Origin of the sequence: Kribbella lupini (assembly GCF_039529595.1) — a bacterium.
GTDB classification, from domain to species: Bacteria; Actinomycetota; Actinomycetes; order Propionibacteriales; family Kribbellaceae; genus Kribbella; species Kribbella lupini.
This window is the reverse complement of record NZ_BAAANC010000003.1, coordinates 303,413-319,907: the sequence shown is the minus strand read 5'-3', so window position 1 is coordinate 319,907 and position 16,495 is coordinate 303,413. Positions and strand designations below refer to the sequence as shown.

At 70.7% G+C, this 16,495-nt stretch carries 17 protein-coding genes; 12 read left to right on the top strand and 5 right to left on the bottom strand.

Translation table 11 applies throughout. The features are described 5' to 3' along the window. The first annotated feature begins 122 nt into the window (after nt 1–122). Genes folP through ABD235_RS27685 form a run of 3 tightly spaced genes read left to right on the top strand, consistent with a single transcriptional unit; the run spans nt 123 to nt 2,402 of the window. Nucleotides 123–998 (top strand): dihydropteroate synthase, encoded by an 876-nt coding sequence (gene folP / locus ABD235_RS27695; protein WP_425553207.1) that lies wholly within the window; start codon nt 123–125, stop codon nt 996–998. Next, complete coding sequence (locus ABD235_RS27690) at nt 998–1,726, top strand: pyrimidine reductase family protein (RefSeq protein ID WP_344179396.1); 729 nt, start codon at nt 998–1,000, stop codon at nt 1,724–1,726. The genes folP and ABD235_RS27690 overlap by 1 nt, the downstream gene beginning before the upstream one ends. Before the next feature lies 1 nt (nt 1,727). Beyond that, nucleotides 1,728–2,402, top strand: a complete 675-nt coding sequence (locus tag ABD235_RS27685; RefSeq protein WP_344179393.1) for a class III extradiol dioxygenase subunit B-like domain-containing protein — start codon at nt 1,728–1,730, stop codon at nt 2,400–2,402. Nucleotides 2,403–2,436: 34 nt separating this feature from the next. Here the strand turns inward: ABD235_RS27685 and ABD235_RS27680 are convergent, their stop codons facing one another. Together ABD235_RS27680 and ABD235_RS27675 are read right to left on the bottom strand one after the other, a co-directional pair. Then, entirely contained in the window at nt 2,437–3,099 is a 663-nt protein-coding gene (locus ABD235_RS27680) for a hypothetical protein (protein WP_344179391.1), read from the bottom strand. 10 nt (nt 3,100–3,109) lie between these two features. Then, nucleotides 3,110–4,084: an ABC transporter substrate-binding protein gene (locus tag ABD235_RS27675; protein ID WP_344179388.1), complete on the bottom strand. Its 975-nt coding sequence runs from the start codon at nt 4,082–4,084 to the stop codon at nt 3,110–3,112. 127 nt (nt 4,085–4,211) lie between these two features. Between ABD235_RS27675 and ABD235_RS27670 the strand changes: the two genes are divergently transcribed. The 8 genes from ABD235_RS27670 (at nt 4,212) to egtD (ending at nt 12,102) form a co-directional block, all read left to right on the top strand. Further along, nucleotides 4,212–5,207: a FecCD family ABC transporter permease gene (locus ABD235_RS27670; RefSeq protein WP_344179385.1), complete on the top strand. Its 996-nt coding sequence runs from the start codon at nt 4,212–4,214 to the stop codon at nt 5,205–5,207. Then, on the top strand, nt 5,204–6,232 hold the full coding sequence (locus ABD235_RS27665; RefSeq protein ID WP_344179382.1) for a FecCD family ABC transporter permease: 1,029 nt from the start codon (nt 5,204–5,206) through the stop codon (nt 6,230–6,232). The genes ABD235_RS27670 and ABD235_RS27665 overlap by 4 nt, the downstream gene beginning before the upstream one ends. Nucleotides 6,233–6,235: 3 nt before the next feature. Then, nucleotides 6,236–7,012, top strand: a complete 777-nt coding sequence (locus ABD235_RS27660; protein WP_344179381.1) for an ABC transporter ATP-binding protein — start codon at nt 6,236–6,238, stop codon at nt 7,010–7,012. After that, the gene (locus ABD235_RS27655) at nt 7,009–7,686 is read left to right on the top strand and encodes a (2Fe-2S)-binding protein (RefSeq protein WP_344179380.1); all 678 of its coding nucleotides are present in this window, start codon (nt 7,009–7,011) and stop codon (nt 7,684–7,686) included. Before ABD235_RS27660 ends, ABD235_RS27655 begins: the two co-directional genes overlap by 4 nt. A gap of 150 nt (nt 7,687–7,836) precedes the next feature. Beyond that, nucleotides 7,837–9,063, top strand: a complete 1,227-nt coding sequence (locus ABD235_RS27650; protein ID WP_344179378.1) for a glutamate-cysteine ligase family protein — start codon at nt 7,837–7,839, stop codon at nt 9,061–9,063. Then, a complete protein-coding gene (egtB, locus tag ABD235_RS27645; protein WP_344179376.1) occupies nt 9,060–10,394 on the top strand; it encodes an ergothioneine biosynthesis protein EgtB in 1,335 nt (444 codons plus the stop codon). The genes ABD235_RS27650 and egtB overlap by 4 nt, the downstream gene beginning before the upstream one ends. Before the next feature lie 11 nt (nt 10,395–10,405). Then, a complete protein-coding gene (egtC, locus tag ABD235_RS27640) occupies nt 10,406–11,140 on the top strand; it encodes an ergothioneine biosynthesis protein EgtC (RefSeq protein ID WP_344179374.1) in 735 nt (244 codons plus the stop codon). Further along, nucleotides 11,137–12,102 (top strand): L-histidine N(alpha)-methyltransferase, encoded by a 966-nt coding sequence (egtD, locus tag ABD235_RS27635; RefSeq protein ID WP_344179373.1) that lies wholly within the window; start codon nt 11,137–11,139, stop codon nt 12,100–12,102. The genes egtC and egtD overlap by 4 nt, the downstream gene beginning before the upstream one ends. 42 nt (nt 12,103–12,144) lie before the next feature. Here the strand turns inward: egtD and ABD235_RS27630 are convergent, their stop codons facing one another. The 3 genes from ABD235_RS27630 to ABD235_RS27620 are packed head-to-tail and all read right to left on the bottom strand — an operon-like array spanning nt 12,145 to nt 15,251. Then, complete coding sequence (locus ABD235_RS27630) at nt 12,145–13,443, bottom strand: ABC transporter substrate-binding protein (protein ID WP_344179371.1); 1,299 nt, start codon at nt 13,441–13,443, stop codon at nt 12,145–12,147. 7 nt (nt 13,444–13,450) lie between these two features. Continuing rightward, entirely contained in the window at nt 13,451–14,368 is a 918-nt protein-coding gene (locus ABD235_RS27625; RefSeq protein ID WP_344179369.1) for a carbohydrate ABC transporter permease, read from the bottom strand. Then, the gene (locus ABD235_RS27620) at nt 14,349–15,251 is read right to left on the bottom strand and encodes a carbohydrate ABC transporter permease (RefSeq protein ID WP_344179368.1); all 903 of its coding nucleotides are present in this window, start codon (nt 15,249–15,251) and stop codon (nt 14,349–14,351) included. The genes ABD235_RS27625 and ABD235_RS27620 overlap by 20 nt, the downstream gene beginning before the upstream one ends. A 166-nt stretch (nt 15,252–15,417) precedes the next feature. On the opposite strand from ABD235_RS27620, the gene ABD235_RS27615 reads away from it, so the two are divergent. Then, nucleotides 15,418–16,440 (top strand): LacI family DNA-binding transcriptional regulator, encoded by a 1,023-nt coding sequence (locus ABD235_RS27615; protein ID WP_344179366.1) that lies wholly within the window; start codon nt 15,418–15,420, stop codon nt 16,438–16,440. The last annotated feature ends 55 nt before the right edge of the window (nt 16,441–16,495 follow it).

The window sequence follows — 16,495 nt, the reverse complement described above, 5'->3', positions numbered from 1 at the left end:
GTGCGGAGGCGGAACGCAAAAGACTGCTCGTCAGAGATCCTATAGGATATGTGGCTCACTCGTCACGGGTTTCCCCGACGGCCTGGAACGCACCGGTTAGAGTCGGCGTCGTGGCGGACGAACTGACGGCGGCGGGCGTGCTGCGGCTGGGCCGGCGCGAGTTCGGGCCGGGGCAGTTCGCGGTGATGGCGATCGTCAACCGGACGCCCGACTCCTTCTACGACCGCGGTGCGACGTTCGCCACCGACAAGGCCTACGACGCGATCGCGCAGGCGGTCGACGACGGCGCCGACCTGGTCGACATCGGCGGCGTCAAGGCCGGGTACGGCGAACCGGTCAGCGAGACCGAGGAGCTGCGCCGGACCGTCGACTTCGTCGCGGGGATCCGTGCTCGTCATCCTGACCTGGTGATCAGCGTCGACACCTACCGCAGCGGCGTCGCCCGCCGGGTCGGCGAGGCCGGCGCGGACCTGATCAACGACACCTGGGCCGGCGCCGACCCCGAGATGGCGGCCGCCGCTGCGGCGACCGGCGCCGGGCTGGTCTGCAGCCACGTCGGCGGCCTGACGCCACGCACCGACCCGCACCGGATGGCGTACGACGACGTGGTCGCCGACGTGATCCGGACGACGACAGCGCTGGCCGAGCAGGCCGTCGCGGCCGGCGTACGGCGGGACGCGATCGTGATCGATCCGACCCACGACTTCGGCAAGAACACGCTGCAGTCGCTCGAGCTGACCCGCCGTCTGGACGAGCTGGTCGCGACCGGCTGGCCGGTCCTGGTCGCGGTGTCGAACAAGGACTTCATCGGCGAGACGCTCGACCTGCCGCCGGGTCAACGCGGGTCCGGTACCTTGGCCGCGCTGAGCGTGTCGGCCTGGCTCGGCGCCCGGGTGTTCCGGGTGCACGACGTACCCGCCGCTCGGCAGGCGCTCGACCTGATCGCCGTCCTGCGCGGCGCGAAGCAACCCGCCGGAACCCGAAGGAGCCTGGCCTGATGCAGCGACTGTCCGACCTCAGCGAGGCGGAGGTGATCGCGGCGTACCAGGTCGAGGACCGGTCGGTGCCGCACCTGCGCAGCAACTTCGTCACCACCCTGGACGGCGCGGTCGAGATCGACGGCAAGTCGAAGGCGCTGTCCGGCCCGGCCGACCAGGAGATCTTCGGCAAGCTGCGGATGCTCAGCGACGTCGTCCTGGTCGGCGCGGGCACGGTTCGCGACGAGCACTACAACGCGCTGCGGCTGAACGCCGAGCGGCGGGCCTGGCGGGTCGAGCGCGGCCTAGCGGAGAACCCGACCCTGGCCATCGTGTCCTCGCGGCTCACCCTCGAACCGTCGGCGCGCTACCTCGCCGACGCGCCGGAGCGGCCGATCATCTTCACGCACCCGGCCTCGCCGGTCGAAGCGCGCGAGGCGCTGAGCGAGGTCGCCGACGTGGTGGTCTGCGGGCACGCCGGGGTCGACCTGCACGACGTCGTCAAGACGCTCGTCGAGCGCGGGCTGCCGCAGATCCTCACCGAGGGCGGTCCGCACCTGCAGGGCGCGCTGACCGAGGCCGACCTGATCGACGAGATGTGCCTGTCGCTGGCGCCGATCCTGGCCGGTCCTGGCTCCGGCCGCATCACCGCGGGCCCGACCGCGACCCAGACGCGCGGGTACGTGCTGCACACGGTCCTGGCCGGCGACGACGGCTACCTCTTCTTCCGCTACCTGCGCGAGGCCTGAAATGCCAGTCGTCGCCGCGGCCGTCTGCCCGCATCCGCCGTTGCTCGTCCCCGAGGTCGCGAGTGGCGCCGCGTCGGACCTCGACGACCTTCGCGCTTCGTGCCTGGCCGCCGTCGACAAGCTGGCGACCGCCGACCGGCTGGTCGTCGTCGGCACCGGGCCTGTTGCCGCCCAGTACGACGCCGACGCGGCCGGCAGCTTCACGCCGTACGGCGCTGCGCTGCAGGTGGGCACCGGTACGCCGACCTTGCCGCTGTCGCTGACGGTCGGCGCCTGGCTGCTCAACCAGTCCAAGGCCGCCGGCCTGCCGCGGAGCTACCGCTCGATCAGCGCGTCCACGCCGCCCGCCGACTGCCTGGCGCTCGGCCGAGAACTTGCCAATAGCAACGATCGGCTGGCGCTCCTCATCATGGGCGACGGCTCGGCCCGCCGCAGTGAGCACTCACCGGTCCACCTGCATCCCCGCGCCGAGATCTTCGACAGCACCGTAGCCGCGGCCCTCCACCTCGCCGACACCACCACGCTGGCCGCGCTCGACCCGGCCCTGGCCGCCGAGCTCCACGCCGCCGGCCGGACCCCCTGGCAGGTGCTGGCGGCAACGACCGGTCTCACCGGAGACCTGCTGTACCACGCGGCGCCGTACGGGGTCGGCTACTTCGTCGCCAGCTGGACCTGACGCCGTCGCGACAGCAGGACAACGGCAGAGCTGGTCAGACGGCGGCTGACTGCTCGACCGGTACCGGATTCCAGCGGGGCTCGGTGTCGGCCAAGTCGGCGTGGCCCCCCGCCCTCAGCTGGTCGGCCAGCTCAACCCGGGCGGCGCGGACGGCGGCTACCGCTTCGTCGGCGGTGGGGTACGGGCCTGACCAGTTGCAGACCGCGTCGCCCGCGGACCAGTCGCCGGTGGGGGACTGGCGGACGTGCGACGCGGCCAGGCGGTCGGCGGGGTAGGTGTCGCCTCGGTCCGCCGCCAGCTGGATGACGGCGTCGACGGCGACGACCTCCGCGGTGAGGTCGAGCTTCGGCTGGAGGCGGACGGCGTCGGTGAGGACGAACTCGTAGCCGTCCGGCGCCAGTGTGCTGAGCCAGGCGAACGCCTCGAGCGCGGTCTGGCGGAGGAGCTCGGCGTTGGCCGGGTCGGCGAGGGTGTGCACGCCGACCAGGCGGGTGTGCGTCGGGCGCAGCTCGTTCTGCCAGAGGCGGACCTGCAGCTCCGCGCGACCGTCGAGGCGCCGGCCGAGGATGCGGGCCAGGCCGACGACGTCGAAGTTCAGCTCGTCAGGAGTACGCCGCTGCCCGGGCTCCAGCGGCGCGCCGACCGCCGTACCGGACGTCGTCCAAGGCCCCACATGCCACCGCTCGAGCACCGTCACCCGACCGAGGCTAGCTCTTGACCGGCGCCGGTACGCCGAAGGTCTTGGCCAGGTCGTCCAGGATCACCCAGGCGCCCTGCAGCCCGACCGCGGTCATCCACGTGATGTCCGGGACCTCGTGCACCTTCGGCGCGAGCGGCTTCCACAGCGGGTTGGCCTTGAACTGCTCCGCGGTCTTCGCGCTCAGCCCCTTCTCGTCGGCGTACGTCGCAACGAAGATCGCGTCCGCGTCGGCGTCCTTGATCCGCTCGGCGCTGATCTCGGCGGCGAAGTCGTCGACGTCCTGCGACTTCGGCCGCTTCAGGCCGGCGTCCTTCAGCACGATCCCGGAGAAGCTCGCGTTCTGGTAGAGCCGGGTCGGCCCGTCGACGAACCGCACCACCGAGATCGTCGGGTTCGAGGCCTTGGCGTTGATCGCCGCACCGACGGTCTTGGCCGCCGCCTCGTACGACGCCAGCTCCTTCTCGGCCAGTTCCTCCTGGCCGAGCGCCTTCGCGGCCAGCCGGATGTTGGCCTTCCAGGTCGGCCCGGTGGTCTCCGACATCACCGTCGGCGCGATCGCCTTCAGCTGCTCGTACTGCTTCTCGTGCCGCACCTTCGCGGTGATGATCAGGTCCGGGTCCAGCGCGGCGATCTTCTCCAGGTTCGGCTCGGCCAGCGTGCCGACCGACTCCGACTCCTTGCCGTACGTCGTCCGGTCGTCGCCCAGGTACTCCGGCAGCTCGCCGTTGATCGTGCGGTAGTCGGTGTAGCCGACGACCGGGGTGTCGAGGATCAGCGTCGCGTCCACGAAGCTCGTGTCCAGCGCGACGACCCGCTTCGGCTTGGTCGGGATCTCGGTCGAGCCCATCGCGTGCTCGACGGTCCGGGGGAAGCCCGCCCCGGCGTCGCCGCCGGCGGCCGGCTCCTCGTCACCGGACGACCCACAGCCGGCCAGCGCCAGCGCGCTCACCACCAGAACGGCACTCAGACGGCGGATCCCCACAAGCACTCCTCAGAACGTCGGTACGAGACGGCAGCACCCTACGGCACCCAGCTAAGGCTGCCCTAACTTCTTCCACGGGATCAAGATCACGCTCACCGACCGGTAAGGCTCACCTAAGATCACCCGGGTGAGGTTTCGGGTGTCGCGGCCGGTGGCCTTGCTGCTGTTGCTCCTGCTCGTCGTCCTCGCGTTCGGCGCGAGCCTCGCGCTCGGCTCCCGCTGGCTCGGCGCGGACGCGGTCGTCAAGGCGCTGTTCGAGCCGTCCGGGTCCGACGCCGACGTGATCGTCCGCGACCTGCGCCTCCCGCGCACGGTCGTCGCCGTCCTGATCGGCTCCTGCCTCGGCGTCGCCGGCGCGCTCATGCAGGGCCACACCCGCAACGCGCTGGCCGAGCCGGGCATCTTCGGCGTGAGCTCCGGCGCCGCGCTGGCCGTCGTCCTGGGTCTGCAGCTCGGCATCGCCGACTCGATCCGTACGACGGTCTGGTTCGCCCTGGTCGGCGCGCTCGCGGCAACCTTCGTCGTCCAGCGGCTGGCGACGCGGGGGAGTGGCGCGACTCCGGTCGGCCTGGCGCTGACCGGTGCCGCCGTGGCCGCTCTGCTCGGTGCGTTCACCTCGGCGATCGTCCTGCTCGACGCGGACACGCTCGACTCGTACAGGTTCTGGGCCGTCGGTTCGGTCGCCGGCCGCGGCCTGGACGTCGCAGTGCAGGTGCTGCCCTTCGCAGTCGTCGGTCTGCTGCTCGCTGTGGTCAACGCGCGCGACCTCGACCTGCTGGCGCTGGGCGACGACGTGGCCGCGGGGCTCGGTCTGTCCATCCGGAGAGCGCGCTTCGTCGGGCTGCTCGCGATCGGCCTGCTGACAGCCGCCGGTGTCGCTGCCTGCGGACCGATCGGCTTCCTCGGCCTGCTGGCCGGTCACGTCGCTCGCCGGGTCTTCGGCGCCCGCAACAGCTGGCTCATCCCAGCCGCTGGCCTCACCGGTGCAGCCGCGCTGATCCTGGCCGATCTGGTCGGCCGGCTGGTCGGCGGAGCCGGCGAGGTGCAGGCGGGCGTCGTACTGGGTCTGGTCGGTGCGCCACTCTTCGTCCTGGTCGTACGACGCCGGGCGGTGGCCCTGTGAAACCACGGACCATCACCCTGGCCACCACCTTCGCCCTGCTCGCCATCGCGGCCGCACTGGTCTCCCTGAGCGTCGGTACGACGAGACTCCCGCTGGCCGACGTCGTCGACGTTCTGCTCGGAGGCGGCCGCCGCGCTACCCGCCTGGTCGTGCTGGAACTCCGCATGCCCCGCGTCGCCACCGGACTGCTCGTCGGCATCGCCTTCGCCGTGTCCGGCGCCCTCCTGCAGACGCTGTCTCGCAACGCCCTGGCCAGCCCGGACATCGTCGGCGTCAACTCAGGCGCCTCGGCAGCAGCCGTCACCGTGATCGTCCTGGCGGGCACCGGCGGCGGCAACATCTCAGGCGTCGCCGCGAAGGTCGGGATCCCACTGGCCGCGGTGCTGGGCGGTCTGCTCGCCACCACGATCGTCGGCCTGCTCTCGATCCAGCGTGGTGTGGTGGACGCCGGCCGGGTCGTCCTGATCGGTGTCGGCATCGCAGCCGCCGCGAACTCCTTGGTGGCCTGGCTCCTGGTGATCGGTGACGTCACCAACGCCGGCCGGGCCGCTGCGTGGCTGGCCGGCTCTCTCAACTCCCGGACGTGGAGCGACGCGGTCCCGGTCGGTCTGGCCGTCCTGGTGCTGCTGCCGATCGCCCTGACCTTCAACCGCAGCCTCGAAGCCCTCGTGCTTGGTGACGACGTGGCCTCCTCGCTCGGCGTACGGGTCTCCCGGGTGCGGATCGCCCTGCTGGTCATCGCGACCGTCCTGGCCGCCATGGCGACGGCCGGGGCCGGTCCGATCGCCTTCGTCGCCCTGGTCGCGCCGCAGATCGCCCAGCGGCTGGCCCAGGCGGAACGCCCGCCGCTGGTCACCACGGCGATGCTCGGCGCGCTCTTCGTCACCGCGGCCGACCTGATCGCGCGGAACGGCCTGGAACTGCTGCAGGTCGGTCCGTACGAGCTGCCGGTCGGCGTGGTCACGGCCGCGTTCGGAGCGCCGTACCTGATCCAGCTCATCGGCCGTCAGCAGAAGGGGCGCTGAACCGTGCACGTCGAGAACCTCACCCTGGCGTACGGCGCCGACGAGCCGGTCGTGGCCGGACTCAGCCTGGAAGTGCCGGCCGGCCAGATGACGGCTGTGGTCGGGCCGAACGGCTCCGGCAAGTCCACACTGCTGCGGGGGATGAGCAGGCTGCTCAAACCGAGCAGAGGCCGGGTCCTGCTCGACGGCAAGGACATCCACGAGCTTCCGGCCCGCGAACTGGCCCGCCAGCTCGGCGTACTGCCGCAGGGGCCGGTGACTCCGGAGGGGATCACCGCGGCCGAGCTGGTGTCGCGTGGTCGGCATCCGCATCGCGGTCTGTTCGCCCGGCTGGCGCCGGAGGACCAGCAGGCGATCGACGCCGCGCTGGACGCGGTGGAGCTCGCTGAGCTGCGGGACCGCCCGGTGGACCAGCTGTCCGGCGGGCAGCGGCAGCGGGTGTGGATCGCGATGGTCCTTGCCCAGGGCACGCAGCACTTGCTGCTGGACGAGCCGACGACCTACCTCGACCTGGCCCACGCCGTCGACGTGATGAACGTCGTCCACGCGGCCGCGCACACCTCCGGGCGCACAGTGGTCACCGTGCTGCACGACCTGACCCTGGCCGCCCAGTACGCCGACCACCTGGTGGTGATGGGCAACGGCAAGATCGCCGCGCAAGGCCGACCGGTCGACGTCCTCAGCGAGCAACTGCTGGCCGACGTGTTCGGGCTGCGGGCCACCGTGGTCGAAGTCGGCGGAGCCCCGGTCGTCGTGCCCGACCGTAGGCTGGCGCCATGACCTACACCGCGAGCCGCCTCGCGGACCTGCTCGACGGGGAGATGGAGTGGCTGTCGGTCAGGGCTGCTGACCGGGTGCCGGGGCCGGAGTGGATCCACTGCGGTCCCCTCCTGCGGGAGCAGTTGGCAGGCGCCGACCCGACGTACGGGTGGCGCAAGGTGCTGCAGGACGAGTACGCCGAGGAGTACTCGATCGAGCCGCCGGTCCAGGTCGCCGCGATGTTCGTGCTGATGTGGTACGTCTCGGTGCCGTCCATCGTGGCCGGACTGGCCACTGCGCTGACCGGTGTCTCACCGGACGTGTCACCGGACGCCCTGGCGTTCCGGCGTCACCCGACTGCCCACTACCCGGTGGAGGTCGCACTGCTGTCGGAGCGGGTCGTCACGACCGAGGAGGCCGCGCAGCAGGTGGAGAGCCACACCAGGGCGTTCACGGACAGCTACCAGCCGGGCGTGAAGCTCAGCTCGCGCCAGCGACTCGGTGCGATCAGCGACGAGCTGCGGGCCGCCGTACGAATGCCCGAAGGGGCACGGCACGCTCTCGCTGCGGCCGCGGCGTTCAGGCTCGATCTGGACCAGACGATGCGGACGTCGTGCTGCTTCGTCTACGCGTTGCCGAACACCCGTCCGTGCAGCACCTGCCCCCGGATTTCCGGCGTGAAAGTGCCGGGCTGAGGGTCTGCGGCAGAAAACTGTCGGTGCCGCCAGGCACGCTGGACGGCATGAATTTCTTCCCTGTACGCGCGGCCGGACCGGCCCCGACGTCATCGAGAGGTAACTCGCTATCGGTTGTCCCGGCCGGTGGCCGGAGTTAGGTTCGCTGACGTGACGGAGCCAGGTTCTTCCCCGGCGACGACTCCGATCGGCTCACGGGCCGAAGCGGAGGGTTACGTCGCGATGGTGTGCTTCAAGCACGGCCCTCCTCGGCTGCACGGTGTCGAGCTGGAGTGGACGGTGCATCACGCGGACGATCCGCACCGGCCGCTCGACGCCGGACTACTGAGCAAGGCCCTGGGCGTGCACGCGCCCCCCACCCTGGTTCGGGGCAGCCCGCAGCTGCCACTGGGCCGGGGTTCTCTGGTCACGGTGGAGCCGGGTGGCCAGGTGGAGATCTCCGGCCCCGCCTCGGCCTCCGTGCCCAGGCTGATCGAGGACACCGCCGCCGACGCGGCCGAACTCACCCAACTGCTCACGTCAGCCGGCCTCGTGCCCGGCGACCACGGCCTGGACGCCTTCCGTCCACCGCGCCGCATCCTCACCGTCCCGCGCTACGCGGCGATGGAGCACGCCTTCCAGCAGCTCGGCCCGCACGGTCCCCGCATGATGTGCAGCACGGCGGGACTACAGGTCTGCCTCGACGCCGGCGAGCCCGGCCAGGCGGCGCTGCGCTGGCGGGCCCTGCACGACATCGGCCCGGCCATGGTCGCCCTGTTCGCCAACTCGCGGCAGCGCACCGGCAAGGACACCGGCTGGGCCTCGGCCCGGACGGAGGCGACCTTCGGCACCTGCGCGCCGTTCACCGAGCCGCCACCGCTCGACGAGGATCCGGCAGCAGCCTGGGCCCGCACGGCGATGGAGGCACCGGTGCTCTGCCTGCGCCGGGGCGACTCCTGGGAAGCGCCGCCCGGTCTGACCTTCGGGGCCTGGGCCGACGGCGCCCTGCCCGGCGACAGGCCGACGTACGACGACCTGGACTACCACCTGTCCACCCTGTTCCCACCGGTGCGACCCCGGGGGTACCTGGAGGTCAGGTACCTGGACGCCCAGCAGGGCGACGGGTGGATCCCGCCGACGCTGCTGCTGATCGCGCTGATGTCCGACCCGGCCGTCACCGACCAGGCACTGGCAGCAGCCGCTCCGGCAGCGGGCCGCTGGTTCCCGGCCGCGCGGGAAGGGCTGGACGACAAGCTCGTGCTCCAGGCCGCCCGCGACCTGGTCGAGCTGGGCACCGGCGTACTGGACCGGACCGGCGTACCGAACGAACTGACTGAGCAGACCGCGACCCGGCTGCACCGCATCGTCGACGACACCCACGGAAGGCGAGCCTCATGAACCACCAACTGTCCGACCTGTCCCCGGAGCAGCTCCGGGCCTTCGTCGCCGGGCAGCTCGAACGCTCCCGCGCTCGGACGGTCCAGCTGACCGACGCCGTCGACACCGACGACCTGGTGCGCCAGCACTCGCGGCTGATGTCCCCGTTGGTCTGGGACTACGCCCACATCGGCAACCAGGAAGAGCTCTGGCTGGTCCGCGACGTCGGCGGGCGCGAGCCGGTCCGGCAGGACATCGACGAGCTGTACGACGCGTTCATGCACGCCCGGGCCGACCGGCCTTCGCTGCCGCTGCTGAGCCCGACCGAGACGAAGTCGTACGTCGTCGAGGTGCGCGACAAGGTGATGGACGTGCTCGACCACGTGAAGTTCGACGGCGGGCGCGAGCTGGTCGACCACGGGTTCGCCTTCGGGATGATCGTGCAGCACGAGCAGCAGCACGACGAGACGATGCTCGCGACCCACCAGCTGCGGACCGGTTCGCCGGTGCTCGACGCGCCGGCGCCGCCTGCCGGGCGACGTTTGCCCGCTGCCGAGGTGTTCGTGCCGGGTGGCGTCTTCGAGATGGGGACGTCGATCGAGCCGTGGGCGCTGGACAACGAGCGGCCCGCGCACGCGGTGCACGTCGCGCCGTACGTGATCGACACCGTGCCGGTGAGCAACGGGGACTACCTGAAGTTCGTGCTCGGCGGGGGCTACCAGGACGAGCGGTGGTGGTCGGAGGCCGGCTGGGCGCACGTCCAGAAGGCCTCGCTGGTCGCGCCGCGCTTCTGGGAGGTTGCCGACGGCAACTGGATGCGGACCCGCTTCGGGCACCGCGAGCCGCTGCCGCTGGACGAGCCCGTCCTGCACGTCTGCTTCTACGAGGCCGAGGCGTACGCCAAGTGGGCCGGCAAGCGACTGCCGACCGAGGAGGAGTGGGAGTTCGCCGCGCGCTTCGATCCCGCCACCGGCCGGACCCGCCGCTTCCCGTGGGGCGACGAGACCCCCGGTCCGCAGCACGCGAACCTGGGGCAGCGACACCTGCGCCCCGCGCCGGTCGGCGCCTACCCCGCCGGCGCTTCGCCGCTGGGCGTCGAGCAGCTGATCGGCGACTGCTGGGAGTGGACCTCGAGCGACTTCACGCCGTACCCGGGCTTCCGCGCGTTCCCGTACGACGAGTACTCGCTGGTCTTCTTCGGCCCCGACTACAAGATCCTCCGCGGCGGCTCCTTCGGCACCGACGAGGTCGTCGCCCGCAGCACCTTCCGCAACTGGGACTACCCCGTCCGCCGCCAGATCTTCGCCGGCTTCCGCTGCGCCCGCGATCCCAAGCCCTCGGAGCTCCACTAGTGTGCCGCCACTTGGCCTACCTGGGCCCGCCGGTAACGCTGGCGTCGCTGGTCCTCGACCCACCCCACTCCCTCTACAAGCAGAGCTGGTCCCCGTCGGACATGCGCGGCGGAGGCACGGTCAACGCCGACGGCTTCGGCCTGGGGTGGTACGTCGACGACGAAGCGGTGCGATACCGGCGGAGTGTGCCGGTGTGGGCGGACGAGAACCTGCCCGGACTGGCCCGGAGCATCCGGTCCGGTGCCGTGCTGGCCGCCGTGCGGAACGGCACCACCGGGATGCCGCTCGGTGAAGGCGCCGCGGCGCCGTTCGTCCACGGACGATGGCTCTTCAGCCACAACGGGCTGATCCGCGGCTGGCCGGGATCGCTGACCAAGCTCGCCGAGGGCCTGCCGGTCACCGACCTGCTGACGCTCGACGCACCGGTCGACTCCGCACTGCTGTGGGCGCTGATCGTCCAGCAGCTCACCGCCGGTGTGCCGGCCGCCGACGCCGTGGCGAGCGTCGTGCAGAACGTCGAGGAAGCCGCACCGGGATCGCGGCTGAACGTCCTGCTGACCGACGGCGAGCAACTGGTCGCGACCACCTGGACGCACTCGCTCTGGGTCCGGCGGACCGACGACTCCGTCGCCGTCAGCTCCGAGCCGTGGTCCAGCGACGACGCCTGGACCGAACTTCCCGACCGCACCCTGCTCACCGCGACCCGGTACTCCTGCTCCACCACCCCGATGGAAGGACGACAGTGACCCTGATCGACGTTCATCTGACCCCGGACTACACCTCCCGTGCCCTCAAGGAGGACGTCCGGGCCGGACTGACCGCGGACCCGAAGTGGCTGGCGCCGAAGTGGTTCTACGACGCCCGCGGCAGCGAGCTGTTCGAACAGATCACCCGCCTGCCGGAGTACTACCCGACCCGCGCCGAGCGCGAGATCCTGCAGGCCCGCGCGGCCGAGATCGCCCAGCTCACCGGCGCCCACACCCTCGTCGAGCTCGGTTCGGGCTCTTCGGAGAAGACCCGCCTGCTGCTCGACGGCCTGCGCGACCACGGCACGCTCAGCACGTTCGTTCCGCTCGACGTCTCCGAGACCGCCCTGCGCGAAGCGGCCGCGGCGATCAACGCCGACTACCCGCAGCTGACGGTGCACGGCGTCGTCGGCGACTTCACCGCCCACCTCGACAAGCTCCCCGGCGAGGCCCCGCGCGTGGTCGCGTTCCTCGGCGGCACCATCGGCAACCTGCTCCCGACCGAGCGCGAGACCTTCTACACCTCGGTCCGCGAGGTCCTCGAACCAGGCGAGTGGCTCCTGCTCGGCACCGACCTGGTCAAGAACCCCGCCACCCTCGTCGCGGCGTACGACGACAGCGCGGGGGTGACGGCCGAGTTCAACCGCAACGTCCTCCGCGTCCTCAACCGCCAACTCGGCGCCGACTTCGACGTCGAGGCCTTCAGCCACGTCGCCGTCTGGGACCCCGAGAACGAGTGGATCGAGATGCACCTGCGCGCCGACCGCGCGATGAGGGTGCTCATCCCCGAGATCCGCCTCGAGGTCGACTTCGCCGAAGGCGAGGAACTGAGCACCGAGATCTCCGCCAAGTTCCACCGCTACGGCGTGGAAGCCGAGCTCGGCAAAGCCGGCTTCACCCCCGGCGCTTGGTGGACCGACACCGAAGAACGCTTCGCCCTGTCCCTCTGGCAAGCGATCTGAGAGCAACTGAGGCCCGGGCGCTGAGCCCGGGCCTCAGTCAGATCAGCCGCCGGACTTGATCAGTCCGTTGATCTTGTCGACGTAGGTCTGGAGCTCCGTGACCGGCTTCTTGCCCTGGAGGACGGGCAGGTAGTGGGCCGTGGTGAGGTCAGCCACCTGCGCGGCCCATTGGGTCGTGAAGCGGACGCCGACGGTCTTCTCCGCGGCCAGGTCGGCCTTGACCGTGTCGACGACCGTGGACTGGCCGGCCTTGGTGAGGGCGGCGAAGTAGCTCTCCTGGGCCGGCGTGTACGCCGGGGGAGCGACGGGCGACGCGGGAAGAACGGCGTCCCACACCTTCGTGTTCAGGTACTCCAGCACCTTGTACGTCGCGTCCTCGTTGGCCGTGTACTGCGGCGTGCAGATGCCGACCGAGTCGTACAGCGTGGTCGGGGTGTCCACCTGCGGGAACGGCGCGAAGCCGTACTTCACCTTCGGCTTGTCGGTCTGGAAGCCGGCCGCGAGCCACTGACCGCCGAACATCATCGGGACCTTGCCCGCCGAGAACAGCGCCTGCACGTTCGACGCGTCGTACCCGGCCGGTGCGACCGCGCCGGACTTGATCGCGTCGACCAGCTTGGTGACGCCCTCCTGGTACTTGGCGTCCGCCTCGGCCTTGGTCGGGTGGTTCACGTTGTCGGTGAACGGCGCGCCGCCGGCCGAGACCGAGTACATGCTCATCGTGAACGGCCCGTCCGCCGACGTCAGCTGGTCGGCGACCAGCCCGTACTTCGCGCCGCCCTTGTTCGCCAGCTTCCCGGCGGCGGCGTACATCTCGTCCCAGGTCCAGCCGGCCTTCGGCTCGGGCAGGCCGGCGGCCTTGAACGCGTCGGCGTTGTACCAGACGCCGTACGTGTTCATCAGCGACGGCAGCCCGCCCATCAGGCCGTCGGCGGTCTTCCAGTTCTCCATCGCCGACCCGACGAAGTTGTCGGCCTTGAAGTCGCCGGAGCCGTCGCCGATCCGCTTCGACCAGTCGACCAGCAGGCCCTGCGAGGTGTACTGCTGCTCGGTGTCGTTGCCGCACCAGAACAGGTCCGGCAGCTTCTTGGCCTGGGTCAGCGACGCGAGCTTGTCGCCGTACCCGCCGCTCGGGGTGTCGATGCGCTGCACCTTCACGTTCGGGTCCTGGAACCCGGCGAGCGCCTTGTCGATCGCCGCGTTGGTCTCGGCGGATTCCCACGTCATCACGGTCACGGTGACGGGTCCGTCGGACGAGCCGCCGGAGTCCGAGCCGCTGCAGGCCGTTGCCACGAGCAACCCCGCGCAGGCCAAGGTGGTGCCGATGATTCGAGTCTTCACGGTGTCCTCACTTCTGGGTCGTGCTGCCGAGCGAGCCGAGGCCCTGGATGAAGTAACGCTGCGCGGCGAAGAACAGGATCAGCGGCGGCAGCATGTAGAGCAGGTTGGTGGCCATGTAGTAGCTCCAGTCGGGCGTCTGGCCGGCGAACGGCGAGATGAACGACGCCATCCCGACCGACAGCGGCCACTTGTCCGCGGAGTACAGGTAGACCAGCGGGTTGAGGAAGTCGTTCCAGGAGGCCTGGAAGGCCAGGATCGCCATCGTGATCCAGGCCGGGCGGGTCAGCGGCAGCATCACGCTGACGAAGATCCGCAGGTGCCCGGCGCCGTCGATCTTGGCCGCCTCGTCGATCGAGTACGGGATGGCCAGGAAGTACTGCCGGGCCAGGAAGATGAACAACGGGTTCCCGCCGAAGAAGGCGGGCACGATCAGCGGCAACCAGGTGTCGTACCAGCCGATGCTCTTGTACAGCTGGAACAACGGGATCAGGCCGACCACGCCGGGCAGCAGCATGCTGCCGACGAACAGGTAGAACCACAGCTTGCGGCCGGGGAAGCGCAGCCGGGCCAGCGCGTAGCCGGCCATCATCGCGGTCAGCACGCCGCCGAGCACGCTCAGCGCCGTGATCACCGACGAGTTCAGCAGCAGCCGGCCGAAGTGGATCGCCTCCGGCCCGTTGACGAAGTTGCTCCAGTTGAACTCGCGCGGGAGCAGCCTCGGCGGGACCTCGAAGACCGCGGTCCGGCTCTTCAGCCCGATGGTGATCATCCACAGCAGCGGCACGACCATCACCGAGCTGACGAACAGCGCGGTGACGTACCAGGACGCCGTCCCGAAGGGCCGTCGTTTCGCCGTACGGCGTGCGGTCGTGGTGGTGAGCGCGGGCGCGACCACCTGCGCGGGGTCAGTCGGGAGTGTTGTCACTGTACGTCCAGAGCGAGGAGAACTTCGCGGTCAGGGCGATGACGGCGATGATGATCACGAACAGCACCCAGACCTGGGCCGAGGCGTACCCGAGCTGCGGGACCCGGCCGAGGTTGGAGAAGCCGTTGTTGTAGATCGACAGCATCAGCACGTTGGTGCTGAAGCCGGGACCGCCGCCGGTCAGGATCTTCGGCTGGTTGAACGTCTGCAGCGCGGCCGTGGTCTGCAGGATCACCTGCAGCAACATGATCGGGCTGATCATCGGCATCGTGATCCGCCAGAACACCGACGCGGGACCCGCGCCGTCGACCCGCGCCGCCTCGTACAGCTCGGTCGGCACCGCCTGCAGCGCGGCCAGGAAGATGATCATCGTGCCGCCGACACCCCACAGCATCACGATCACGATCGACGGCATCGACATCGTCGGGCTGGCCAGCCACGAGCTGGTCGGCAGGTGCAGCTTGTCCAGGATCGTGTTCAGCAGGCCGACCTGCGGGTTCAGGATGAACTTCCACAGCGTGATGGTCGCGACGGCCGGCAGCACGACGGGCAGGTACGCGAGCGTGCGCACGACGCGGACGCCGGCGAAGCGCTGGTTGCAGAACATCGCCAGCGCGAGTCCGAGGGCCAGTGACAGCGGGACGTACAGCACCACCAGGTAGCCGGTGGCCCGCAGCGACGGCCAGAACGCGGGGTCGACGGTGAACAGCCGCCGGAAGTTGCCGAGGCCGACGAACACCGGGTCGGTCAGGCCGTTGTCCCGGGTCAGCGCGAGCATGAACGACCGGATCAGCGGGTAGGCCACGAAGACCGTGAAGCCGATGATCGCCGGCGCGATGAACAGGTACGCCGCGCGGACGTCGGAACCCGCGTTGCGGCTCATCCCGCCGCGACCCGCGCGCGACCCGCCGCGGCTCACCCGGGCCACCGGCCGATCCGCTGCCAAGGCCGGCGGTACGAGGGACGAATCATCCTGCCTCCTGGATGGTAACGTTTCCAACCTCTACTGTCGGGTGACGATGCCGTGCCGTGAGAGGGAAGTCAACCCCGTGACCGAAACGTTTCCACGCAGTCCCGACGCCAAGCCGCCGACGATGATCGACGTGGCCCGCCGCGCCGGGGTGGGGCTGGGCACCGTCTCCCGGGTGGTCAACGGCGGCGCCGGAGTCCGGGCGGAGACCGCCGACCGGGTCCGGGCCGCGATCGACGAGCTCGGCTTCCAGCGCAACGAGGTGGCCCGCGCGCTCCGGCCGGGCAAGAAGTCGTCCAGTCTCGCGCTGGTGCTGGGCGACCTGACCAACCCGTTCTTCGCCACCATCGCGAAGGCCTCGCTGGAGGTCGCCGGGCAGTCGGGCTTCGCCGTCGTGCTGGGCAGCGTGGACGAGGATCCCGAGGGGGAGAAGCGGGCGATCCAGGAGCTGATCGGGCGCCAGGTCGCCGGACTGATGATCGTGCCGGACCAGAGCGACCACTCGTTCCTGGTGTCGGCCGGCGTCCCGGTGGTCTTCGTCGACCGGCCCGCGCACGGGATCGACGCGGACATCGTGATGGTCGACAACGAGGCCGGCGGCAAGGTCGCGACCGATCACCTGCTCCGGCAGGGGCATCGCCGGGTCGCGATCCTGCTGGCGCCGTCGTACTACACGACCGGGCGGCGGTTGCGCGGCTACCGCCGGGCCCACCGGGAGGCCGGCGTACCGGTGGACGAGTCGCTGGTCGTGCTGCTTCCCGAGGGCACCGCCGAGGAGGCCGAGAAGGCGACGCGTCGACTGATGGATCAGGCCGATCCGCCGACGGCGTTGTTCGCGTCCACCAACTTCGTCACCGAGGGCGTGCTGCGCGGGCTGGGCGACAACACGCAGCCGGCCGTCGTCGGCTTCGACGACTTCCGGATGGCCGACATGCTGCCGACGCCGGTCACGGTCGTTGCCTCCGACATCGCCGACCTCGGGCGCACCGCCGCTCACCTGCTGCTGGCGCGGGCCGCCGGCACGGACACCCGTCCGCCGCAGCGGATCGTGCTGCCCGCCGTACTGATTCAGCGCGGGTCGGGCGAACGGCCGCCGGTCTGAGGACGTGCTGAGGCGCCCGGTCGGAGGGGCGGGTGCGACCGGGCGCCTGTCACGG